Raw genomic sequence first — 23,290 nt, forward strand, 5'->3', positions numbered from 1 at the left:
CCGCAGCGGTACCGCCGACAGCGCCCCTCCTCAGAGCCGGTGACAACGCTACGACCGCGTCCACTCCGCAGCGCACCCCGGCAGGCACCCCGCACGCGGCATCCTCGTCCAGGCTAACCTGTCCCTGTGACACGTAAGCGCGGATTCAAGGGGGTCGTGTCCCGCCAGTCCCGCAGGCCCGACGCTGTGCAGACGCTGCCCTCGGGGCCTGTCACCACCTCCTGCTCCACCGCCGAGCTGGTCGTCAGGGACACCGGGGTGCTGCTTCTCCTGGACGGCGCGGAGTCCTCCTACCTCGACCTGCGTGACCCCGCCCACCTGGACTTTGAGTACCACCAGCAGATGGACGCGGTGCTGACGGTGCTGCGCGGCCCGGAGGCAGCAGTCCGGGCCGCGCACCTGGGCGGAGCGGGATGCGCGCTCGCTCGGGCCTGGGACGCGGCTCGGCCAGGGTCCCGACAGCTGGCGGTGGAGATCGACGAGGTACTGGCCCGTCTGGTACGGCAGTGGTTCGACCTGCCACGCTCACCTCGGCTACGAATCAGGGTCGGCGACGCGGCCGAGGTCGTGGATACCCTGGACGCCGGGAGCTGGGACGTCGTGGTACGTGACGTGTTCGCGGCCGGACAGGTCCCGGACTTCTGCCGCACCGAGAAGTTCCTCACCTCCTGCTCCTCCGCCCTGGCACCGGGGGGACTGCTGCTGACCAACTCCCTGTCGACCCCGCGCGCGCCGCTGCACCAGGAGCTGTCCGTCCTCACCGCGATCTTCGGAGGTGTCCTCGTGGTGGCTGACGCTGCTGCCGCTAGGGGCAGACGACAGGGAAACGTCGTGACCGTCGCGCGACGCGACCCCTACAGCACCCGCGAACGCGAGGAGATCGACCGTGCGGTGCGACGCCTGCCCCTCCCCGTACGCGCCTGGGACCCCGCAGACCTCCCGCTGACCCGTGGCTGAGACTGCGTTGCCCCGTCGCTGAGGGACGCTGAGGGACCCCGAGCGAGCCCGGTCGGGCAGCAGGAGCTCAGCCCTCTGGGCTGGGGCTCCAGCCCTGCTGCCCCAGGTCGCCGGACTCGTTGGCCTCCAGGAAGGCCTCTAGCCGGGCACCGATCTCATCCGCGCTGGGCAGGTCGAGCACCGGGGCCGCGCCGGAGGCGTCAGCTGCCGAGATCCGCGGAGCCAGTGCGTCGTACTGGGCCTCCAGGGCCGACACGACGGCGGAGACCTCCGGCTGCTGGGCGGCCTCGGCGTCGATCTCGGCACGATTAGCGCTGGCGGCCGCCTCCAGGTCTCCCACAGGCAGAGCCAGCCCCGTGGACTGCACGACGGCTGTCAGCAGCGCCGAGGCTCCTTGCGGGAACTCGTCCCGGGCCACGTAGTGGGGGATAGCAGCCGAGACTCCCCGGGAGTCCAGCCCCAGCTCACCCAGGCGCATCTCCAGGTAGGCCGCCAGTGAGCCAGGAAGCTCCACGTGGCCGAAGATCTCGGCCTGGGTGGGCAGGAGGTCCGGCTGGCTGCCGTGGAAGTGGACGTAGGTCGGGCGTGTGTGGGGCACGGCCATGGGAATACCACCGATACCCACCGCCTGGCTCACACCCATGGACACCGCCAGGTGCGCGACAGCGCCGACGAACTCGTCCCACCGGTAGTCGGGCTCGGTGCCGTGCAGGAGCAGGAGGTCCTCCCCGTTGTCGTCGTGAAGAAGGTCCAGGACCAGCTCAGGCATGGACACCGAGCTGTAGGTGTTGTGGGTGAAGGTCATGACCGGTCGTCGGGCACGATAGTCCACAAGGGAGTCGACGTCGAAGGTCGCCAGTCGCTCGTTGGGAAGCGTCATGAGGAGCTGCTCGACAGCGAGCGACCCAGCGTTGCCGGCGTCCATGGCCCCCTCGAAGTAGTGAATGAGGACGCGCGGGGAGACCGGCTGGTCCGCTGGGTGCTGCACGCTGAACAGTGGTCTCACAGATCTGCCTCCTTCCTCGTGTCTCCTCGTGTGGTGCTGCCTGGTCGGACCGCTGCGGGGCGACCCGTACTGCTCGAAGCCTAGACGAGCAGCGCCGTCTGTAGGCCGAACAAGCCGAGGCGCCCATGTGTTCCCGGCACACCAGGCAGCGACGGCCGCTGTTCGCCGTCGGCTTTCCCGCCGCCACAGCAGCAGGAGAATAATAGGGCGTCCCTGTGCCGTGGGAGGCTACGGCACCGTGCACCGTGTATACCGTGCGGACGGCGGCACACTCTGCTGCCACCAGCCTGACCGCGCTCCGTCCGCCCTGACCCTCAGTGAGGCCACGTGAGTCACACACCACCCTCCTCAGGCGACCAGCCGGGACCCCGACAGCCAGCATCTGCTGAGTCTGCTGAGGCCGCCCGTCGCCGCGAGCTCGACACCGAGCAGCAGGTGGTCGACCTCGCCTACGCCGAACTGGACCGCCAGCTGGACCGGGCCCGCCGGTCCCTGGCCGAGACCGAGGCACAGGAGGTCTCCGGCACCCACCAGTCGCGCGGTGAGCGCGACGCCTACGCCGTCCACTACTCCGGCCTGGTCTCCTCCCTGGAAGGAGTGGAGTCCAGGCTGGTCTTCGGACGGATGGACATGACGGCCCAGGCCGCCCAGGCAGCAGGAGGCTCCTCCCCCGTCACACGCGGCGGCGCACGCCACTACATAGGCCGCACCGGGCTGCAGGACTCTGCGCATCGCGAGGTAGTCCTGGACTGGCGCGCTCCTCTGGCCCGCGCCTTCTACCAGGCCACTGCACGCGACCCGATGGGCCTGGTGCGCCGCCGCCACATTGACACCCGCGACCGCACGGTGGTGGGGGTGGAGGACGAGTTGATCGACGTCACCGCCCTGGGCGGGAAGGACGGGCACCAGGATGACGGGGGCAGCGGGAGGCGCACCCACGACCTGCAGGAGGAGGACCTCCAAGGGGAGGGGGCGCTCATCGCGGCCATGTCCGCGGCACGTGACGGCCGCATGGGCGACATCGTGGCCACGATCCAGGCGGAGCAGGACCGGGTCGTCACCTCCGGCGGCAGGGGCGTCCTCGTCGTCCAGGGCGGTCCCGGCACGGGCAAGACCGCAGTGGCGCTGCACCGGGTGGCCTACCTGTTCTACTCCGAGCGCGAGCGCCTGGAGCGCTCCGGGGTGCTGCTGGTCGGCCCCTCGCCGACGTTCCTGCGATACGTCGAGCAGGTCCTGCCCTCGCTGGGAGAGACCGGGGTGGTCTCCACCACCATGTCCGACCTCCTGCCCGGGGTGCGGGCGCGCGGCACCGAGCCTGCACAGGCGGCAGAGATCAAGGGGCGCTCCGCGTGGGTGGAGATCCTGCGTCGCGCGGTGCGCAGTCTGCAGCGGGTTCCTGACGGGCCGCGCACTATCAGGGTCGAGGGCACCAGCCTGGTCCTGGAGCCCTCACAGGTGCGTGAGGCGGCCACGCGGGCCCGGCGCTCCGGTAAGCCCCACAACCAGGCCAGGGAGCCCTTCGTCCTGTGGCTCCTGGAGAGGCTGACCGACCAGTACGCGGCCGCCACGGGACAAGACGTCTCGGACCCTGACACGCGCGCCTGGATCCGCGAGGACATCCGCACGGCACGCGACGCCCGCCGGGAGATCAATCTGTGCTGGATGCCGACCACGCCCACGGGGCTCCTGGAGCGGCTGTGGACGCGTCCCCAGCTCCTGGAGACGCTGGCCCCCGAGCTTACCGCGACCGAGCGCGGCCTCCTGCGACGACCTGCTGGCTCCGCCCTGACGGCCGCCGACGTGCCTCTCCTGGACGAGCTGGCCGAGCTACTAGGTCCCAGCGAGGACGCCCAGGCCCACCAAGCCCGTCTGGAGGCTCAGCGCCACGAGCAGCTGGTGGCCTACGCAGCCCAGGCCATTGAGTCCCAGGAGCTGGGCAACGGCATGGTCAGCGCGCAGATGCTGGCCCAACGGGTCCAAGGTACAGGCCCGTCCCTGACCTTGGCGGAGCGCGCCCGCGCGGACAGGAGCTGGACCTACGGGCACGTGGTCGTCGACGAGGCCCAGGAGCTGGGCGCTATGGCCTGGCGGGCCCTGGCGCGCCGCTGCCCAGTCCGCTCCTTCACGGTGGTCGGTGACCTGGCCCAGTACTCCGGCCCCCACGCGCCCGCCAGCTGGCAGGAGGCGCTGGCCGGGCTGGGGACCTCGGCGGGTGGGAGCCCCCCGCGAGGATCTCGTGGCCACAGTGGTAAGAAGACGTCGGGGTCAGCGCCCCTGCGCCAGGAGGTGCTCAGCGTGTGCTACCGCACCCCTGCCACCATCATGGCGGCGGCCGAGGCCGTGGTCGGCGCGCTCGGGCACCCCACCCCCTACCCGGTGCGCTCCGTGCGCGACCTGCCTGACTGCCTGCACGTGGACGACCTCTCCGGCACCCGGTCGGCTCAGGACGACCAGGCCTGGGCACAGGTGCTGCGTAGCGCGGTCAGCGAAGAGCGTGACCTCCTGGACTCCTGGGCCGGTCCCGGTGGTGGACGCCTCGCCGTCATCACTGCGGAGGCTGACCAGGAGACCGACCAGGTGGTCCAGGCGCTGGCCCAGGACCCGGCGCTGGCTCAGGCCATGGAGGCACCCGGCGGTGACGTGCTGCGTGCCCGTGTGGCGGTCATGGCGGCGGCAGCGGCCAAGGGCCTGGAGTTCGACGTCGTCGTCCTGCTGGACCCCGACCGCCTGGCTGCGGCCAGCCCGGGGGACCTGTACGTGGCCATGACCCGGCCTACACGGCGTCTGCGGGTCCTGTGCCGCTCCACCCCGCCCCAGGGCCTGGACGGACGACACCGCTGACACCAGCTACTGACCACACCGACCACCACCGGCCGCGCCGACCACCGTGGCATCATCTGACACTGTCCGTGAGCGTGACGACACACTATTCGCCTCCTCCCCCCACGGGACGCGAGGCTACGCATCCGTAGGTTAGCGTTGCGCCAGGCACAGTACCTGCCTCGGTACCTGCCCGCCTCGGCGGGCAGGTACCGACACCACCCCGTGTTCTTGAGCGAAGGAGAGACCGTGAGCACCCAGAGCACGCCCGTGCCCCCTGAGTCCCGCGGCGACGGCACACCTGCCCCCCGCTCCCCTCACTACGCCCCGGGGGTCCCTGCCACCATCCCCCCGGTCACCGAGCCCCTGTCCTGTATGCTGCGCGACGCCGCGAGGCAGTTCCCCGACCAGGTGGCCCTGGACTTCATGGGTGCCACCACCACCTATAGCCAGCTGACCCATCAGGTGTCCCAGGCCGCCCAGGCCCTGCGAGGGCTGGGAGTGCAGGCTGGCGACGTTGTGGGGGTGGTGCTGCCCAACTGCCCTCAGCACGTGGTCCTGGCCTACGCGGCGTGGCGCATCGGCGCCGTGGTCGCCGAGCACAACCCCCTGGCCCCGGCCTCCCAGCTGCGCGAGCAGGTACGTATCCACCGGGGGCGCGTGCTCATCGCCTGGGAGAAGACCCTCGAGCGCCTGGTCCAGGTCACCGGCTCCCTGCGCGAGGCCGGCCTTGCGGACATGGAGGTGTACTCCGTGAACCTGTCACGGGGCTTGCCCCTGCGCAGCCGCCTGGCGCTGCGTCTGCCAGTCGCCGCCGCCCGGGAGCGCCGTCGCGAGCTGCGGGGCCGGGTCCCTGCCGGAGTCCGCTCCTGGGACGACGCGGTCGCCTCAGCCCCGGCGCTGGCCAGCAGCCACCCGCTGCCCGGCGCGGGGGACCCGGCGGCCCTGCTGTACACCGGCGGCACCACCGGCACGCCGAAGGCCGTCTGCCTGACCCACGCCAATCTGCGATCCAACGCGGAGATGAGCCTGGCGTGGGCCTCACAGACTACCGTAGTGGGGCAGGAGACCTTCTACGCAGTCTTGCCGTTCTTCCATGCCTTCGGGCTGTCCCTGTCGCTGCTGTGCGCCGTGGGCCTGGCCGCCACTCAGGTGGTGCTGCCCAAGTTCGGCACCGACATGGTCCTGGCGGCCTGGAGGCGCAGACCTGCCACCTTCTTCCCCGGAGTCCCCGTCATGTTCGATCGGCTGGCGGCCCGGGCGGCAGCCACGGGTGCGGACCTGTCCTCCTGCAAGATCGCCGTCTGCGGGGCCGCTCCCAACCCCGTGGCCGTGGCCCAAGCCTGGGAGGAGGCCACCGGGGGTGTCATCATCGAGGGCTACGGAATGACCGAGTCCTCCCCCATCGTCCTGGGCAATCCGATCTCGCCCGAGCGCAGACCCGGGACGCTGGGCATACCCTATCCCTCCACCGAGGCGAGGCTGGTGGACCCGGACAACCCCGACCGTGAGGTGGCCCCCGGTGAGATTGGCGAGCTGGTGGTCCGTGGCCCGCAGGTGTTCCCGGGCTACTGGCAGGACCCGCAGGAGACGGCAGAGGTGCTGACCAAGGACGGGTGGCTGCGTACCGGTGACCTGGTGCGTGAGGAGGAGGGCTTCTACGTCATCGCCGACCGCCGCAAGGAGCTCATTATCTCAGGGGGCTTTAACGTCTACCCCTCCGAGGTAGAGGAGGCGGTGCGCTCCATGCCGCAGGTTGAGGACGTCGCCGTCGTCGGCCTGCCCGGCGAGGCGGGTGGGGAGTCCGTGGTCGCGGCCATCCTCCCTAAGGAGGGGCAGAACGTGACCCTGGAGCAGGTCCGCGACTGGGCCGCCCGGACGCTGTCGCACTACGCCCTGCCGCGCCAGGTCGCCATCCTCTCCGAGATGCCCCGCTCCCAGATCGGCAAGATCCTGCGCCGGGCGGTGCGCGAGGAGCTGCTGGCTGCGCGCGAGGCCGCCTCGGTGGCGGCCACCGCGGCCGTCACCTCTGTCAAGGGGCACCTGGCTGGGGGTACCGGCCAGACCGGGGACGGTCCGGCCTACCAGGGCGGTACCGAGCCCGGACACAGGGACGACCAGAGGCCCGGCAAAGACAGCACTCCGGCGTGAGCAGCCTGCTGGAGACGGCCACGGACTTCTACCCCAGCGGATCGCCCTGGACTTCAAGAGTGCCACCCTCACCCACACCGAGCTGCTGGAAGCCTCCGAGCGTGCCGCCTGGCTGCTGCACCGCGCCGGTGTGCGCCACGGCGACCGGGCGCCCCTGCTGCTGCCAAACTGTCCCCAGCACGTCGTCGCCATCTAAGCGGCCCTGCGGCTGGGGGCGATCGTCTCCGAGCACAACCCCTGGCCCCGGCTGCCGGGGTCCGCGCCAGCTGGTCGGCGACGGCGCGCAGGTGCTGGTGGCCTGAGAGAAAGGGCTGGGACCGTGAGGTCGCCCGAGCCCAAGCCCAGCGCCTACCCACCGCTCACCCCTACCCTGCGGTCCCCGACGTCGCGGTCCTGCTCTACACCGGCGGTACCACGGGCACACCCAAGGCGGCGCTGCTGACCCACGCCAACCTGCGGGCCAACGTGAACCGGGTGCCGATGCCGCACGAGGGCGCGGAGACCTTCCTGGCGCTCCTGCCGTTCTTCCAAGCCTTCAGGCTGACCTTCAACGTGCTCAGTGCCGTGCACAAGGCGGCAACCCAGGTGCTGCCCCCCAGTTCGACGTGGACCAGGTGCTGGCCGCCCACAGACGCCGACCCTTTACGTTATGCGGATGACGCGGGCGGCGGGCGTCCACTGTGAGATCGCGAGGGCGGGGCCGGGTCCGCCCACATGTCGCCTGTTGACAGACCGTCCACCGAGGGATTAGTATTCCTGTTATACTTACTAAGTAGTAAGTAACGACCGTTGTTGAACACCGCTGTTCAATGAAAGGGTCCACGCACATGGCACAGCAGCCCGCGTCCCCCGCCGAGGAAGACACCTCGGCCCTCTCCAATCTCGCGCCCGACACCGGCCTGCCGCTACAGCGCGCCACCATGGTGCGCTTCGGCATCGGCTTCTTCGGCATCTCCATACTGTGGGCGATCGGCCTGAACACCATCGCCGCAGTCCTCCTTCCTCAGCGCCTGAAGGACATCGGCGTCGACAACCCGACCGCCCTGCTCGGATCCATATCCGCGGTCACCGCCTTGGTGTCGCTGTTGTCCAACTTCATCTTCGGGAATCTCTCCGACCGCACCCGCTCCCGCTTCGGCAAGCGCAGCCCCTGGGTGGTCAGCGGCGGCGTTCTCGGCGGCCTGTGCCTGTTCGCCATCGGCATCCTGACCAACGCCAGCGCCATCACCTTCATCTACTGCGTGTGCATGGTGGGCCTCAACATGATGCTGGCCCCGGCGATCGCCGTGCTGTCCGACCGCGTGCCGGAGACAATTCGCGGCACCATGTCCACCTTCTGGGGCGTCGGCGTCTCCATCGGCTACCCGATCGGCGCGATCGTCGGCGCCCGCTTCATCTCCGAATCTGGCGCCTCCGTCTCCGGATTCACCCTCGGCGGCATCCTCATGGGCATCGCCGGCATCTTCGCCGTTGCGGTATGGCCGCGCGAGCGCTCCCCCGTGAATGAGGCCACCGACGCGGGGGGCCTGGTTGACCTCCTGCGCTCCTTCATCCTGCCGATCCATGGCGCGGCCGACTTCTGGAAGGCCTTCTTCGGCCGCTTCACCATGCTGGTCTCGTACCAGATGATCAACGCCTACCAGCTCTACATCATCCAGGACTACCTGGGCCTGTCTACCAGGGAGTCCGCGGCCACCGTGACGCTGATGTCCACGATTACGCTGGTGGTCGGATTGATCGGCGGCTTCATTGGCGGCCCACTGTCCGACCTGCTGCGGCGCCGCAAACTGCCGGTGGTCATGGCCTCCATGTGCTTCGCCCTGGGTGTGCTCATGCCCTGGATCATGCCGACGACAACCGGAATTTACCTGTTCGCCTTCATCGCCGGCTTCGGCTACTCCGTGTACAACTCGGTGGACCAGGCCCTCAATGTGGACGTGCTGCCCAACCCCGACACCGCCGGCAAGGACCTGGGCATCCTCAACATGTCCACCACCCTCGGCCAGATGTCCGGGCCGGTGATCACCTCCACGATCGTCACCATCACCGGTGCCTACACGCTGGTGTTCCCGGTATCCATCGCCTGCGCCCTGATTGGCTGTATCTCCATCCTGGCGATCCGCTCGGTGCGCTGAGCGCAACCTCGCACGCGCCCGGCCGGGCGCGCCTTATTGTCGCCACCCGGGCCAAACGCCGGCCGGACGCTTCTCAACCACCTGTAGAACCGTACGATCTCAACGACCCGCAGTAGGGCGGCCACCGCTGCGGGTGCGTTTGTCCCGGATTCAGACAGTTGACAAGCCCTGGCCATAGGATCGGCACATGCCGCTAGCGTCCTCCACCAAGCGTCACCGCATGACCGCCGCCCAGCGGCGCGAGCAGATCGTGGAGGTCACCACCGAACTGGTGGCCAAGCACGGGTTTAACGGACTGTCGCTGCAGGAGGTGGCCGACGCCGTCGGCATCACCCAGGCGGGACTGCTGCACTACATCGGTACCAAGAACGGCCTGCTGGAGCTGCTGCTGGATAACCGCTACGACCGCCAGGGCACCCCGCAGGACTTCATCGACTCCGGCGACCCGGCGGCCACCCATCCCGATGGCATCAGCCTGCCGGCCTACTTCCGCTACCTGGTGGCCTTCAACGAGGCCCGCCCGGAGCTGATGGAACTTTATATGACGCTGGGCGTGGAGGCGACCGACCCGCGCCACCCCGCCTACGACCACTTCATCAACCGCCCCGACCAGGTGTGGGACCACTACTCCACCTTTACCTGGCGCCTGCCACCCGACATCGTCGCGGCGGGCGGCTGGGAGACGATGCGGCCGCTGGTGGAGATGGCGATCGAGGCGATGGACGGGGCGCAGATCCGCTTCTTCCGCCGCCCGCCCATCTCCCTGACCAAGGAGTGGGCGCGCTGGGAGGCTGTGTTGTTCCCCTCCCCGGTCTGGGACGACTACCGCTAGCCGCACCCCATACATTGCACGACCCCGGGGTCGTAAAACGTCACCAAGGTCGTGGAATGGGCCTACAAGCGAGCGCAGCCGGGAACAGCAAGCTGCGAGCGCGGGCGGGAACAGCGGGCTGCAGGCGTGGCCGGGGCTTGGCAGGAGCACTCCGAGGCGCGAAGGCTACGGATGGTAGACCAAGGCCTCTGCCGCTCCCGCCCGTCCTGCGGGGGCCGCTCCCGCGCACCGCTCAGGCCAGCGGCTTGGAGGCCACCTCCACGTGCTCGGCGGGCACCACCACGGTCACCAGGGAGTCGGCCGGGGCGGTGAAGGACACGTTCCTGTTCCCCACGCCCACCACGAACTCCTGCGGAGTGGTCATGTCATTCTGGGCGGCCACCACCACCGAGCCGTCGGGGTTGTGGAAGGCCAGCAGGTTCTCATACCCGGTGTAGGACAGCGTCGGCACGAAGCGGGCGCCCGGCTGCACGAAGCCGGACAGGTGCCGCAGCACGTAGTACTCGTAGGTGAAGCGGCTCTTGCCGGTTTCAGGGTCCACGGTCACCAGGGAGTTCTGGCTCCACCCCCAGCGGGAGACGCCGCCCTCGTCCAGCGCCAGGTTCCAGTAGTCGTAGACGCAGGCCCCGTTGTTGAAGTAGTGGCGCATCATCGTCCAGGCGTAGCGGGCGTAGCGCCAGTCGTTCCTGCCGTCGCCGCACTCCTGCTCGGACTGGTAGATCTTCAGCTCCGGGTGGTTGTGGTGGACAAAGGGCACCGCCCGCTTTCCGTCCCACTGGAAGCCGGCACCGGCGATGTGCGGGCCCACCTCCGGATCAGCCAGGACCTTCTCCACCATGGTGTCGTCCGGGCGCTCCATGGTGCCGAAGAAGACCTTCACGCCGCGCCGCTCCATCTCGGGGACCAGGTGCTTCAGGAAGGCGATCAGTCCCTCCGACGTCCAGGTGCAGGCGGGGTAGATCTGGGCGGAGTTGAACTCGTTCTGGGGCATGACCATGGAGATGTCGATGCCGCGCTCGGCGTAGGCGTCGATGAACTTGCCGAAGTAGCGGGCGTAGGCGTCCAGCACCTCCTCGGTGAGAATCAGCCCGTCGGTGCCCTCCTCGATCTGGTTGTCCGGGGGCAGGCCGTTGTCGAAGGCGGTCTGCTCGCTCATCGGGTTGGGGGCGGCGCAGGCGTAGTGCTTGTTGCGCTTGAACCAGGACGGCGGCCCCCAGGGGGAGGCCCACAGGGTCAGGTCGGGCCGGTGGGCCTTGGCGGCCTGGATGTAGGGCACCAGGGTGGCGTCGTCGTGCTCGACGCTGAAGTGCTCCAGGGCGAAGTCGCCGTCAACCTCGTCGTAGGAGTACCAGTCGGTGGCGAAGTCGTTGGCGCCCACCGGCATGCGGCACACGGTGAGGTCGGTGCCAACGCCGGGTGCGAAGACCTGCCGCAGCACCTCGTTGCGCTCGGCCTCAGACAGCCGGGACAGCGCCACCCAGCCGAGCTCGTTGAAGCAGACACCGAAGCCGTCGATCTCCTGGGCGGGCGCGTCCAGGCGCAGGAAGGTGCCGGGGAAGGTCTGCATCGGCTCGATGGTGACGGGCGTTTCCGGGGTGAACCAGGGATCGGCCTCGGTGGTGGCGTAGAACTGGAAGCCGTCGGCGCCGACGGCGAGGGGGCTGGCTGGGCTGGTGTCGGTCATGGTGCTCTCCCAATGGTGCAGTTTGTGTGCTTCATTGCGGGTTGCCGGGGCGGCTCAGGCCTCGACGAGGAGGACGCCCCAGGCGGGAATGGTTACGGTGGCGCCGGACTCCAGGCGAGTGCCCGGGGCGACGACGGTTCCCAGGACGTCCTCACCGCCCTCCGGCAGGGCGATCTCGACGGCGTCACGGGAGTAGTTCAGGAAGTAGCTCAGCCCCCGGCCGCGGCCGTTGGTGCCGCGGCGCACGGTGACGGTGCCGACCAGGTCCTGCGCCCAGTCGGTCACGTCCGCCCGCTCTGCCACCAGCCGCAGCACGGCGCGGGTCAGCGCCGGGGCGGTCATGGTGGCCAGGTGGGTGATCGAGCCGGCGCCGACGGCGCGGGTGGCCACCGCCGGCCCGGACCAGGTGTGGTGGTCGTACTCGGCGAGCACCTCCACCTCGGCGTCACCCTGGAGAGTGTCGGCGTCGACGGGGGTGAGCAGCTCCATGAAGGTGGAGGCGGCCAGCTCTGTCGGGACTGCCGGATCTGTCGGGCCGGCGACGCCGTCGTCCAGGGCCGCGGCGAGCGCGCCCACCGGGCGCAGGGCGACGCCGTCGGGGCGGGTGAACTGGTCGGTTCCCAGGCCCAGCAGGCCGGACAGGCCATGGGGCTGGCGGTCGGTGAAGACCTGCAGGTTCTCGTCGGCGACGCCGGTGCGGAAGGTGGTGACCAGGTGGCCGCCGCCGGCCACATAGGCGCGTAGGGCGTCGGTGGTGGCCTGGGCAGTGACGTACAGGGCGGGGGCGATCAGTGCGGCGTAGCGGTTAAGGCGCTCAACGGGGGCATCGGCGGGGACGACGTCAACCTCCAGGTTCAGGTCGAACAGGGCGTCGTAGAGCCAGCGGAAGACGTCGTTGTAGTTGGCGCCACCGCCCGCGTACTGGCGGGGGAAGCCGGCCTCGAGGCTGAACCACTCCAGGGCGGTGTAGGCCTCGTTGGAGACCATGACGGCGATCCGGTTGTACTTGCGCAGGCCGGTGAGCGAGTCGGCATGCTCGGCCAGCTCGCGGCCGATCGCGACCGCCTCCCGGTAGGTGGGGTTGGGCGTGTAGTCCTGGCTGAGCAGGCCCTTCCAGTAGGTCTCGAAGGAGTTGTGGATGGAGCCCCAGTGCCAGTACATGACGCCGCAGGCGCCGGAGGCCAGGTGGGAGTATGCCTGCAGGCGCAGCTGGCCGGGGTAGGGCAGCCAGCCCATCTGCCCCTGCGCCTGCGTCTCGATGACCAGGTAGGGGTCGCCGTCCTTCAGGGAGCGGGAGATGTCGCCGCCGAAGCCGATCTCCCTGCCGGTGAGCTGGTCCTCGCCGGGGTGGTAGATATCCACACCGGCCAGGGTGACGGCGTCGGCGGCCTGGAAGTGGTCAACGGCGGGCTGGATGCCGAAGGAGTAGCCGCGCCACTCGTAGTCGAAGTTGTGGGTGACGAGCTGGTCCTCGCGGCGGTACTCGTCGACGATGGCACGCTGCCAGGCGAGGAAGTCAGTGACCAGGCCGCGACGGAAGGCGTCGAAGGCGGCCGCCAGGGAGGCGTTGATGGTACCGGTGACGTCGGGGAAGTCCTGCCAGGCACCCACCCGGTTGGACCAGTAGTTCAGGCCGAACGCTGAGTTCAGAGCGTTGAGGCCCTCCTGCCCGTCGCCGAAGCGGTCCTTGAGATGGTCGACGAAGGCGCGCTGGATGTCGGGGTTGGCGGCGTCGTAGTACTTGGTCTCGTTGTCCAGCTGGAAGCCGACCACGTTCGCGCGCGGCGCGGTGTGCTCCACCAGGGCACGGATGGCCGCCTCGCCGTAGCGGCGGTAGGCGGGGGCGAGGATGTTCATGTTCTGGCGCGGCCCGTACTTGTTGGGTCCGGCGGCGGTGACACCGAGGACCTCGGGGTGGCGGGAGGCCAGCCAGGTGGGGATGGCGGCGGTGGGGGTGCCGATGATGACGTCGAGGCCGTGGCGCTGCGCGGCGTCAAGGGCGCGGTCGATGTGGGTGAAGTCGAAGGCGTCGGGGGCGGGGTTCCAGGTGCCCCAGGTGAACTCGGCGATGCGGATCGTGGTGAAGCCTGCCTCCATCATCATCTGCATGTCGCGTTCGAGCCGGTCCGGGCCCGCGGCAGCGGGGGTGTACTCGTCGTAGTAGGCCGCTCCGAAGATGAGCCGGTCCGGGTACTGCGTCATTGTGCCCTCCTGTGCGGCGCCCTCGCCGCTTATCTAGTAGTTACTAGATAGTAGGTCAGATGGGCGTGGAAGGGAAGACACGGTCGCGAGCCGGAGTTCTCCGGCCACGCCCGAGGACAGCACTCCGGGCCGGTGGCCGCTGTGCGCTCGAACGCGACAGCACCACCGGCCCGGGGGCCTTTCATTTCGTTGATTTACAGCCATATACCGACGTGCGTGTGGCGGACCCCGACGACCCCGACCTCGCCCGGGAGGTGCCCGACGGCGAGCCGGGCGAGCCCCTGGTGCGCGGCCCCAGGTCTTCGCCGGGTAGTGGGAGGACCCCGGGACGACTACGGCTGCTGTGCTAGGGGACGGCTGGCTGCTCACCGGCGACATGCTGCGCCGGGAGGCCAGGCGCAGGCTGCTGGAGAGCGGCTCCTAACCGGTGGGGACCGCAAGGCACTGGCACGACAGGCACCCGGCTCAGCTCTCTGTGCGTTCTGTGTGCGCTCTGTCCCCAGGCGTAAGTGCCAGGCGGGCGGCTCGCGTACGGCCGCCCGTGCTGGTCAGGGCCTGGACGCGTCCCGCCCGTCTGTCCACCACCTGCCGGTGCTGTCCTCCTTGAGCGAGGCGCTTAAGGCGGCCGTGGCAGCGAGCAGGACGATGATGGCCAGGGCCTGCAGCCCCGGCTGGTTGAGCGCGGCGGCCAGGGGGACCATCATGGACCCCAGGGCCATAAGGACCCATCCGGCGAGGCGGCTGAGAGACAGAAGCATCTTTGTACGGTCCTTTCAGGGTCGAGCCCCGGCCGAGCACCTAGGAGCCGGGGGCTCCCAGGAGACTGCGGAGGGGGCGCAGACGGCCAGCGGGCTGCCGACCTGACACGTCCTATTCCACAAGAGACGCACCGACCGCGAATCACCCCCGGGAAGGAAAAACCGAACCAGGCCTCCCCCAGAAGGAGGAGACCACCCTCACAGCGCTGTCGGCAGGGGACGAAGGCCGCCCAGGCCGACCGCAGAGCCCGTCGTGCCGCGCCCTTTCGGACTGCCCTTGAGCCGCGTGCCAGCGGTCTGCTGCCATCAGGGCCAGCAGACCTAGGGCACGCAGCAGTCAGGCTCCCTGCGCCAGCAGCCCACAGGCCTCCAGGGTGGTGCGCAGCGCCTCGACCTCCGCCGCCTGCGCGCGTACCAGGGGCAGGCGCAGGCCCGCGTAGGGCAGGCGCCCCTGGAGCACCAGGGCCTCCTTGGCCATGACCGCCCCCTGGCCACCCCCCATCATGGCCCGTACCAGGGGCCTCATGCGCTGGGCGACGGCCCGGGCACCTGCTAGGTCCCCAGAGTCGACCTCAGCGATCATCTCCCGCCAGGAGTGCGCATCAGCGTGAGCCACTACGGAGACGACGCCGGAGGCACCGTGGGTCAGCCACGCAAAGTTGAGGCCGTCGTCGCCGGAGTAGTACTCCAGTCCTGTGGACTCCATGCGCTCAAAGCCTTGCTCGACGTCACCGGTGGCATCCTTGACCGCCTTGACGCGGGGGTGCTCGGCCAGGCGGGCCAAGGTCTGGTCACTGATCCGCACTCCGGCGCGTCCGGGGATGTCATAGATCATGATCGGCAGGTCGGTGGCCTCCACCACAGCCATGATGTGGCGGTAGACACCCTCCTGGCTGGGGCGGTTGTAGTAAGGGGCGTTGACCAGGAGCCCCTGCGCCCCCGCCTCCTGGGAGCCCACGCCAATGCGTACCGCGTGGGCGGTATCGTTGGAGCCTGCCCCGGCGATGACCATAGCCCGCTCCCCCAGTGCCGCCCGGACCTCCCTGATGAGCAGCTGCTTCTCCGGCAGGTGGGTAGTGGGGGCCTCCCCAGTGGTGCCCGACAGCAGGACCGTGTCCACGCCGTCGTCCACAAGGCTGACCGCCAGTGCACAGGCGGCGTCCACGTCCACCTTGCCGTCAGGGGTGAAAGGCGTGACCATGGCGACGCCGACGGAGCCGAAGGTGCGGGAGGCAGCGGTGCTCATGGAACAAGCCTACCGGTGCCGCAGCACCTGTTCCGTGGTTCCTGGGACCATGATCGCGCACGGCCACCTACCCCGACCTCTCCAGGCGTGCTACCACTTCAGGCATATTCAGGCATGCTGCACATCTTGGAGGGGGCGCGGACAGGTCCCGCCAACACGATCTGGCGGTATGACAAGGTTCCGGAGAGCAACGCGTGGCTTCAGCAGCGCGCGAGGGGTCTGAAGATGTGCAGCGAAGGTTTCGCTGCACATCTTCGGTCCGCGACCTGGGGCATCAGTGGGACAGCAGCACTTCCTGACTACTGCCTCTCCGCAGAACATCGCCGGTCGATTGCCGCCAGGGCTGGCGACACTGCGCAGCAGCCCGTTGACGATGTGCAGACGGATAGGCTGGGAGCATGACCGCTCCCCACACGCCCGAGGTGCCAGAGCCCACCGGCCACGACGACGCCGCGCCAGAGCCGACGCAGCTCCCACAGCAGCCAGACAGCCCCGCACCGGACATGGCGGGAAGCGCGATCGCGGATCTGGACGCCCGCACCAGCCACCTCGACTATCTCAGCGGTCACGCCACCCCCGCGAAGCACAGCCCCGGTCGTGGCCTTTCCCAGGGCGCTGGTACCGACGGCACGGGCCCGGCGGGCGTCACCGGCTTTGTGCGGGAGGCCCGCCCCGACGACCTCACCGCGATCGGCACCGTCCACGCCGCGTCCATGCTGGCATCCCTGGAGGCAGGCCACCGCAGCGCCCACGGCACGGACCTGCCCGAAGGTGTGCGCGCCATGGTCGCGCCCCCGGTTGTGGCCACCGGCTGGCAGGAGGCTGTCACCTCTCCCCCGTCCCCGGACCACCACGTGCTCGTGGCCACCCAGGAGGGGACGGTCGTCGGCCTGCTGGGGCTGGCCCCGACCCGGTCAGTGGGTACCCAGCCCCTTGCCCCCGACAGCTCCGAGCCTGGCAGGGCTGACAGCTCCGAGCCTGGTGGAACTGACAGCACCGGGGCTGACGGCACCGGGAGTGTCGCTACAGGGCGCACCGGTTCTGAGTCCGTCGTGCCCGCCGCTGCCGGGACCAAGCCCCCTGCACTTACCGATGCGAACAGGTCGCAGGTCCCCCCGAGCCTCCCGGTCCCTCGGGACTCACGGCCGACCGAGAACCGGGCGTCCCTGCCCGCAGCCGAGGTCACGGCCCTGGGCGTGGACCCGGCCTACCAGCGTCGTGGTCACGGCTCCCGCCTGCTGGCTGCTGCTGCTGACACGGCGCGAGACCGAGGAGCCAGGGCGCTGGTGGTCTGGGCGGTGCGCGGTGACGACTCGTTGGCCCGGTTCCTGCGCTCGGTCGGCCTGGCCCCCACCGGGGCGCACCGTGGGCTTCCCGTGGGCCAGGGGGTCACCGAGGACTGCTGGGTGGCGCAGCTGTAGCGTGCCAGGACTGTGGGCACCCACCGCGCGTGCACCAGCCGGGACCCTGCGGGCGCCTCACAGACCCCAGGCCAGCTCCTAGAAGTCCTTCCTGGTGAGGCTGCGGTAGCCCCACAGGAACAGGGGCAGGCACCAGGCCACGGCCAGCAGCACCGTTACCGCTGGCTCCTCCAGCCAGATGGAGGGGGTGTTGGCCACGCCCTGCAGCCTGGCCAGGACCGCGTTGGGCGTCACCGCGTACACCGGGTACAACAGCGCCGCTCCCCGCCCGGGCATCAGCAGCGAGACAGCCACCGCGCTCATGACCTGGGCGCCCCCGATCGCCAGGGCGAAGATGATGGAGGCGGTCGCGACCAGGCGTGTTCCCATGGACAGCAGGGCGCCAGCCGCGCTGGCTAGGGCCAGTACCAGTCCCGCCCGGACCACGGCCTCCAGGGAGGTGGCCAGGTCGAAGGGGACGGACTGGTAGTCCATGTAGGGCCTGGTGGTCAGGGCCAGCCCCAGCATGAGCATCAGCGCGGGCAGGGCCGGGACCGCTGCGGCGCAGACCAGTTGTGCCCAGAACAGCCTGGAGCGGCTGCCGACCGCAACTACCGTGGGCATGATGGCGCCGGAGGCGTACTCCGCCCCGCCGATGACGATGCCTGCAAGGCCTGCCGGGACGCAGGCCGCCTGGACCCCGGGCACTCCGACGTAGGAGGAGAAGAAGCCTACGACGCACAGCTCGAGGACAACCAGGACCTGGACCGAGCGTGTCCTCACCGCCTTGTCGAGCTCGCCAGCCAGCACCCGGCGCCAGGTCACCGTCGACGGGGCGGCACGGTCACCAGTCATGACTCCTGGCCTCCTTCTTCCAGCACGTGGAAGAACCAGTCCTCCAGCGTGCGGCTGGCCTGGCGCATCTCGGTGAAGGAGAGCCCCTCCTGGGAGAAGGCCTTCTGGACCTCCTCAATCTCCGCGTCTATGAGCACCGTGTCCTGGTCCTCGTGCTCCTCCACCTGCCACTGTCTGGCCCGTGCCAGCACGAGGACCCGGGCACGCTCACCCGAGCGGACCAGGACCCCACTCGAGCGTCGCACGTCATCGGTCCAGGCCTGGGCCAGGACCCGCCCCTCCGTGAGGACGACGACGCGGTCGGCTATGTCCTCGACCTCGGCGAGCAGGTGGGAGGAGACCAGGACGGCTCTGCCCTCCTCGGCCTGGCTGCGCAGGAGGGCGCGCAGCCACCGGACCCCCTCGGGGTCGAGGCCGTTGAAGGGCTCGTCCAGGACAAGGTTGCGGGCCTGGCCCAGCATGGCAGCCGCCAGCGAGAGACGCTGGCGCATTCCCAGAGAGTAGGTCCTCACCTTGCGGTCCCTCACCGCCGCGATACCGGCCTCTTCCAGGCACTGCCTGACCCGGCTCTCCGGGACCCCGGAGGTCATGGCCAGACCCTTGAGGCTGTGGAAGCCGGTGCGGGACTCCACCCAGTGGTCCGGTCCGAGCACGAGCCCCAGGTGCCCCAGGGGGAAGGAGGAGGTCCCCGGTGCGGCACCGTCCACTTGGACCTCTCCCCCGTCAGGCCTTACCAGTCCACCCAGCGCCTTGAGCGCGGTGGTCTTCCCGGCGCCGTTAGGCCCCACCAGGCAGGTGACAGCGCCGTCGGGAACCTCAAAGGAAGCGCCCCGAAGCGCCTGGACGTGGTCATAGACTTTATCCATCAACGTGACAACTAACGACATCTACACCCCCAACAAACTACGTAAACAAATACGGCCTACACGCTGCTCGTCCAACTATTGGAGCGAACTTTTACAACAGTTCCACCAGAAATCTCATAAACAGCGTCCGCATATTTCAACGTAGATTTCCTATGAGTTGCACAGATAACAGCGACCCCCATTCCCCTCAACCTATCAGTCAGTAACATCATGCCGCTTTTGTCGACTTAGCTCATCTAGAGCATTGGATTCTGATTGAGGATCATCTTTTCTCGAAGACATATGGCATTTATCGTACTGATTACGAACATGGCATATACGCACAGCAGTGCTGTGATGCTCGCGTCGCCTTGCTGGTGTAAACTAGTGGAGCCAAAGAACACCATATGTACCCAAGCTGTCCACCCTGCCCACCTGACTCGGACAGGAGTCGCACTAGCGAGGAGGCGCACCCAGACCAGCTGCTCCACAATGAGGACGCAGTAGACTACAATGGTGGCCCTGACGCTTGTAGGCTCAAAAGCAAGCGGTTGCGACGAGAGGCACGCATCAACCAGGAACGCGCAACACAACGCTGCTCCAGCAAGAAACAGAAGACGGGCCGTTGTAAGTCTAGGAGAAACATGTGCGGTTCCTCGCGGCGCTGCTTGCATTGTCCGCTCGGACACCATGCGTTACCACTCTGCCTCTGGGCGGTTGGTTTCGATTGCGGGCTACGTTGTTGGCGGGTCCTTATGTAAGTAGTTTAGCAGACGCGGATGTGTCGCAGTTCACAATACTGCCGATTTTCTTTACTCTCAATGAGATGCATCACATACATTTATGCTTCGTTACATCTCCATCACTGCGTCCAGCCCCACTGTCAGGCCCTCCAGCCAGCCCACCTGGCGCACCGCCAGGATGACGCCAGGCATAAAGGAGGAGCGGTCGAAGGAGTCGGTACGGATGGTCAGCTGCTCCCCCGGGTTGCCCAGGACCACCTCCTCGTGCGCCGTCAGCCCGCGCAGGCGCACGGCGTGGACGTGGATACCGTCGATGACCGCGCCCCGCGCGCCGTGCAGGTCCGTCTGGGTGGCGTCAGGAACCGGTGCCAGACCTGCCTGCGCCCGGGCGGCGGCGATCCCCCGTGCGGTAGCCACCGCTGTCCCCGAGGGGGCGTCCACCTTGTCCGGGTGGTGGAGCTCAATGACCTCGGCGGACTCAAAGAAGCGCGCGGCCCTGGCAGCCAGGCTCATGGCCAGCACCGCAGACAGCGCGAAGTTGGGGGCGATGAGCACGCTGCGCCCCGCCGCCTCAGGGCGGGCCAGGTGCTCGCGCACACGCTCGTAGGCTGCCTCGGTCCACCCGGTGGTGCCCACGACGACGTCACACCCTGCGTCAACGAGGGCGTGGACATTGGCCTCAGTCACCCCAGGAACAGTAAAGTCCACAGCGACCTGGGCGCCGCCCAGGTGCTCGACGTCGATGGTGTCCCCCACGTCCAGGCGGGCCACAAGCTCTAGCCCCTCGGCCTGCTCCACCGCCTGGCAGACGGTAGAGCCCATGCGCCCGGCGGCGCCGATGACAGCAACAGTGATGCTCATGGCCCGACCCTAGCAGCTGTAGCCGCAGCCGACTCACGGCACCACCCACGCCTAGCAGCCTGTCCAGCACCACGCTGGGCGTCACAGGACCAGCACCAGCACGGGACAGCCACACCCGCCGTGGCACTGACCAGCTGCGCGCAGAACACTCTGCTCCGCCGACCCGCCGCGTCCCCACACCGATCCCCGTTGATTTAGCCTGGGCACCTACCGGGCGCCACCGGGACCACGCACCGAGCACGAGAGCGAGGGCGAGCGCGCAGGGGACCTCTATCGGGGCTGGCACTCGCTGGCCAGGCGGGCGATATGGAGGGTCAGGTAGGCCAGCTCGGCGTCGGTCAGGCACGGCCCGTTGACCTCAAGCAGCGCGCGCACGCGAGAGGCGGCGCGGAAGGCCAGGGGCTGCGCCTGGCGGATCGGCGTGACCAGGTCCTCCAAAGAATCCGATATCTGGCGGCCGTCCTCCAGCCGGACGAACAGGTAGCGCAGGTGAGTTGCGAAGCGCGCCGCGCTCATAGCCTGCTCATCCACCTGGATGCCCAGCACGGCGGAGACCACGCCCAGGATCTGGGTGATGGTCCTGGTCATCCGCACCGTGGGAGCCAGGTCGGAGCCCGCGAACTGGGCGTTGACCAGGTGCAGGGCCAGGGTAGTGGCCTCTCCGTCGTCCAGCCGCACGCCCAGACAGTCCTCCACCAGGCGCACCGCCTGCCTTCCCCAGCGGGTCTCCTCCGGGTAGAGCTGCTGGACCTCCCAGCGCAGCGGGTGGTCCACGACGATACCGCGGCGACTGCGCTCCACCGCGAAGCGCAGGTGATCGGCCACGGCCAGCAGCAGCGACTGGCTGACCGCGACCCTCCCCTGGGCGCGCACCGGCTCCAGTGCCTCCGAGGCGAGCCGGACGGTCTCCAGCGGGGTCTCAGACAGGAAGGACACCAGCCCGGGCACCGAGTGCTCGGCGTCAGGGACGAAGATCTCTGAGACGGACCCGGCGTCAACCGGGTCGCCCAGGTGCCTGCCGTAGCCGATCCCCCGCCCCAGGAGCACCGCCTGGCCCGCGTCACGGTCCCGGGCCAGCACGGCGTTGTTGTTCAGCACCCTGACGATCTGCCAGGCCCTGGCCCCGGCGCTATCCGACATCCTCGTGTCCTTCTTGTCCCGTGGACCTTGCTCCACAGATCCCGCTCCGCAGACCGTGTGTTCCCCGGTCCGTACTCCTACCAGAGGGTCCGTACTCCTACCAGAGCTGCGCGCCGTTAGAGGCGATGACCCTGCGGTACCACTCGAAGGAGTCCTTGGGCCGCCGCTCCAGGCTGCCCTGGCCCGCGTCGTCGCGGTCGACGTGGATCATGCCGTAGCGCTTGCGCATCTCACCGGTGGTAAAGGACACCAGGTCGATGATCCCCCAGGGGGTGTAGCCGATGAGGTCCACTCCGTCGTCGAGCACGGCCCGCTTGAGCTGGTCGATGTGGGAGCGCAGGTAGTCGATACGCTGGGGGTCGTGCACGGAGCCGTCCGACTCAACCTGGTCCACAGCCCCGAAGCCATTCTCCACCACGAACAGTGGCAGCTCGTAGCGCTCGTAGAGCATGTTGAGCGTGTAGCGCAGGCCCACCGGGTCCACCGGCCAGCCCCAGTCGGTGGAGGCCAGGTGAGGGTTGTCCACCGAGTTGGGCATGCCTCCGTTGAGGCTGGTGGAGGTGTCGGCCCGGGCCCCGGCCCGCACCACCTGGGACATGTAGTAGGAGAACCCGATGTAGTCCACCGTCCCGGCTGCCAGGATCTCAGCGTCCCCGGGCTGGACGCCCAGATCCCACCCTTCCCGCTCCACGCGCCGCTGCCAGGCGGCCGGGTAGTGGCCGCGCACGTGGACGTCGGGGAAGAGGAAGCGGTCGCGGTTGGCGACGGCAAAGGCCATCATGTCCTGCGGGTCGCAGGACCAGGGGTAGATGGTCGGGGAAGAGATCATGCAGCCGATGCGTAAGGCAGGGTTAAGCCCATGGCCGACCACGACCGCCCGTGCGGAGGCCACCAGCTCGTTGTGTCCGGTGCGCAGCATGACCTCCACAGGGTCGTCGCCCGCCTGGAGGGTCACCCCCGAGTTCGTCCACAGGAACAGGGGGTTGTCCACGTTCATCTGGTTGTTGATCTCGTTGAAGGTCATCCAGTAGGTGACCCTGTCCCCGTAGCGCTCGAAGCACACCCGGGCGAAGCGCACGAAGTGGTCAGCCACCTCCCGGTTGCGGAAGCCGCCGAGGCTGCGAGCCAGGTGCAAGGGCATCTCAAAGTGGGACAAGGTCAGTACCGGCTGGATGCCGTGGGCCAGGAGCTCGTCGATGAGGGCGTCGTAGAAGGCCAGCCCCTCCTCGTTGGGCTCGGCCTCCTCGCCCCTCGGAAAGATCCGGGACCAGGCGATGGAGGTGCGCAGGCACCTCAGGCCCATCTGGGCCATGAGCGCGATGTCCTCCCGGTAGCGGTGATAGAAGTCGATCGCCTCATGGTTGGGGTAGTACTCCCCGGGCTCGACGCGCTCGGTGATGCGCCGTGGCACGCCACGGGCGCCCGCGGTGAGAACGTCCACGACCGAGGGCCCCTTGCCGCCGACGTCCCACCCGCCCTCCAGCTGGTGGGCAGCCACGGCACCTCCCCACAGGAAGTCCGCGGGCAGAGGCCTGGTGTCGGCCACATCAGGCGGCAGGCCCCACGGGTCGCCAGCCACGTCCTGGCGGAAGGGCTGCGCGCCCGGAGAGGACGGACTGGGGCGAGAGGACTGGGACGACTGGGCTGTCATGGGT

General features: G+C 68.9%; 18 protein-coding genes. 8 read left to right on the forward strand and 10 right to left on the reverse strand.

Annotation, left to right across the window (positions count from 1 at the left end; translation table 11 throughout):
* The first annotated feature begins 126 nt into the window (after positions 1–126).
* A complete protein-coding gene (locus D4740_RS03985; RefSeq protein ID WP_396027221.1) occupies positions 127–957 on the forward strand; it encodes a spermidine synthase in 831 nt (276 codons plus the stop codon).
* Between the two features lie 67 nt (positions 958–1,024).
* On the opposite strand, the gene D4740_RS03990 is transcribed toward D4740_RS03985, so the two are convergent.
* Complete coding sequence (locus D4740_RS03990) at positions 1,025–1,963, reverse strand: PAC2 family protein (protein ID WP_119835668.1); 939 nt, start codon at positions 1,961–1,963, stop codon at positions 1,025–1,027.
* A 327-nt stretch (positions 1,964–2,290) separates the two neighbouring features.
* On the opposite strand from D4740_RS03990, the gene D4740_RS03995 reads away from it, so the two are divergent.
* The 6 genes from D4740_RS03995 to D4740_RS04015 all read left to right on the forward strand — a co-directional run bounded on the left by D4740_RS03995 (position 2,291) and on the right by D4740_RS04015 (position 9,901).
* A complete protein-coding gene (locus tag D4740_RS03995; protein ID WP_119835669.1) occupies positions 2,291–4,804 on the forward strand; it encodes a DNA/RNA helicase domain-containing protein in 2,514 nt (837 codons plus the stop codon).
* 249 nt (positions 4,805–5,053) lie between these two features.
* Positions 5,054–6,934 carry an AMP-binding protein gene (locus D4740_RS04000; RefSeq protein ID WP_259390676.1) on the forward strand — a complete coding sequence of 627 codons (1,881 nt, stop codon included), beginning with the start codon at positions 5,054–5,056 and terminating at the stop codon, positions 6,932–6,934.
* Between the two features lie 85 nt (positions 6,935–7,019).
* Positions 7,020–7,130 (forward strand): hypothetical protein, encoded by a 111-nt coding sequence (locus tag D4740_RS13185; protein WP_259390677.1) that lies wholly within the window; start codon positions 7,020–7,022, stop codon positions 7,128–7,130.
* Between the two features lie 197 nt (positions 7,131–7,327).
* Entirely contained in the window at positions 7,328–7,618 is a 291-nt protein-coding gene (locus D4740_RS13190) for an AMP-binding protein (RefSeq protein WP_310732071.1), read from the forward strand.
* Between the two features lie 143 nt (positions 7,619–7,761).
* Positions 7,762–9,069, forward strand: a complete 1,308-nt coding sequence (locus D4740_RS04010) for an MFS transporter (RefSeq protein WP_119835670.1) — start codon at positions 7,762–7,764, stop codon at positions 9,067–9,069.
* A gap of 187 nt (positions 9,070–9,256) precedes the next feature.
* Complete coding sequence (locus tag D4740_RS04015) at positions 9,257–9,901, forward strand: TetR/AcrR family transcriptional regulator (RefSeq protein ID WP_119835671.1); 645 nt, start codon at positions 9,257–9,259, stop codon at positions 9,899–9,901.
* Positions 9,902–10,133: 232 nt separating this feature from the next.
* Here the strand turns inward: D4740_RS04015 and D4740_RS04020 are convergent, their stop codons facing one another.
* From D4740_RS04020 to dapA, 4 genes are all read right to left on the reverse strand, one after another.
* Positions 10,134–11,585, reverse strand: coding sequence for a glycoside hydrolase family 30 beta sandwich domain-containing protein (locus D4740_RS04020; RefSeq protein WP_119835672.1), 1,452 nt, complete (start codon positions 11,583–11,585; stop codon positions 10,134–10,136).
* A 54-nt stretch (positions 11,586–11,639) separates the two neighbouring features.
* On the reverse strand, positions 11,640–13,787 hold the full coding sequence (locus tag D4740_RS04025) for a beta-galactosidase (RefSeq protein WP_119835673.1): 2,148 nt from the start codon (positions 13,785–13,787) through the stop codon (positions 11,640–11,642).
* Positions 13,788–14,335: 548 nt separating this feature from the next.
* Positions 14,336–14,545 (reverse strand): hypothetical protein, encoded by a 210-nt coding sequence (locus tag D4740_RS04035; RefSeq protein WP_119835674.1) that lies wholly within the window; start codon positions 14,543–14,545, stop codon positions 14,336–14,338.
* Positions 14,546–14,882: 337 nt separating this feature from the next.
* Positions 14,883–15,791, reverse strand: coding sequence for a 4-hydroxy-tetrahydrodipicolinate synthase (gene dapA / locus D4740_RS04040; RefSeq protein WP_119835675.1), 909 nt, complete (start codon positions 15,789–15,791; stop codon positions 14,883–14,885).
* 398 nt (positions 15,792–16,189) lie between these two features.
* On the opposite strand from dapA, the gene D4740_RS04045 reads away from it, so the two are divergent.
* The gene (locus D4740_RS04045) at positions 16,190–17,212 is read left to right on the forward strand and encodes a GNAT family N-acetyltransferase (protein WP_259390654.1); all 1,023 of its coding nucleotides are present in this window, start codon (positions 16,190–16,192) and stop codon (positions 17,210–17,212) included.
* 78 nt (positions 17,213–17,290) lie between these two features.
* Here the strand turns inward: D4740_RS04045 and D4740_RS04050 are convergent, their stop codons facing one another.
* The 5 genes from D4740_RS04050 to D4740_RS04070 all read right to left on the reverse strand — a co-directional run bounded on the left by D4740_RS04050 (position 17,291) and on the right by D4740_RS04070 (position 23,286).
* Positions 17,291–18,046 (reverse strand): hypothetical protein, encoded by a 756-nt coding sequence (locus D4740_RS04050; protein WP_119835676.1) that lies wholly within the window; start codon positions 18,044–18,046, stop codon positions 17,291–17,293.
* Positions 18,043–18,912 carry an ATP-binding cassette domain-containing protein gene (locus D4740_RS04055; protein WP_119835677.1) on the reverse strand — a complete coding sequence of 290 codons (870 nt, stop codon included), beginning with the start codon at positions 18,910–18,912 and terminating at the stop codon, positions 18,043–18,045. Before D4740_RS04055 ends, D4740_RS04050 begins: the two co-directional genes overlap by 4 nt.
* An 830-nt stretch (positions 18,913–19,742) precedes the next feature.
* Entirely contained in the window at positions 19,743–20,495 is a 753-nt protein-coding gene (dapB, locus tag D4740_RS04060; protein ID WP_119835678.1) for a 4-hydroxy-tetrahydrodipicolinate reductase, read from the reverse strand.
* A 270-nt stretch (positions 20,496–20,765) separates the two neighbouring features.
* Entirely contained in the window at positions 20,766–21,635 is an 870-nt protein-coding gene (locus D4740_RS04065; protein ID WP_119835679.1) for a PRD domain-containing protein, read from the reverse strand.
* Positions 21,636–21,732: 97 nt separating this feature from the next.
* Positions 21,733–23,286 carry a 6-phospho-beta-glucosidase gene (locus D4740_RS04070; RefSeq protein WP_119835680.1) on the reverse strand — a complete coding sequence of 518 codons (1,554 nt, stop codon included), beginning with the start codon at positions 23,284–23,286 and terminating at the stop codon, positions 21,733–21,735.
* Positions 23,287–23,290 lie beyond the last annotated feature (4 nt).

This window comes from Actinomyces sp. 2119 (assembly GCF_003591215.1).
GTDB classification, from domain to species: Bacteria; Actinomycetota; Actinomycetes; order Actinomycetales; family Actinomycetaceae; genus Actinomyces; species Actinomyces lilanjuaniae.